This is a genomic window from Xenorhabdus kozodoii (assembly GCF_002632875.1).
GTDB lineage: Bacteria > Pseudomonadota > Gammaproteobacteria > Enterobacterales > Enterobacteriaceae > Xenorhabdus > Xenorhabdus kozodoii.
On the sequence record NZ_NJCX01000109.1, the window covers coordinates 1 to 561 of the forward strand.

General features: G+C 39.0%; 1 pseudogene. It reads right to left on the reverse strand.

The features are described from left to right. Window positions 1–395 precede the first annotated feature (395 nt). Window positions 396–561: pseudogene (locus Xkoz_RS23665) on the reverse strand (ISAs1 family transposase); the annotation flags it as partial.

Here is a 561-nt window from a genome sequence, read left to right on the forward strand (position 1 = left end):
GAAAACGACTCTGGGCAGAAAAGAATTTAACCCAGATTTAACCTGACAGACACCTGTATAAATAACCGGTAGTTGTCAGATCTAATCTGGACTAATACACATATATCACTCTCGTGTTCGAGGGTGTGCCTGCCGTAATGTTAAAAAAACTGGCATTATTATCCAGAGTACCGGATAAAAATAAGGGGCTTTTTTGCCCCTTAATTAGTACGTGACGTATAAGATGTGAACGTTTAAAATGTGGATGGATGATTATTAATTTCCTTTATAATCATAATATTACATGTCTACAGAGGCCATATGTTTATGGCTTAACGCCTTTGAGGAAAGTGCCAATCAAAAACCACCCCCTGATTTTTAATTAAACTAAATAACCAGGGCAAGAGCGTGAATGTTCACTTCTTGCCTAACGCCTTAAATCCTGCGACTAAGACCTTATCCAAATAGTTAATATCCATACTCGCAAACCGCCTTTTTCGGCGAATGCTGGCTTTTTTGGTTGTTTCTGCCCGCAACATATTGACACTCATGTGACGCATACATCCCAATATTTCAGCCGAT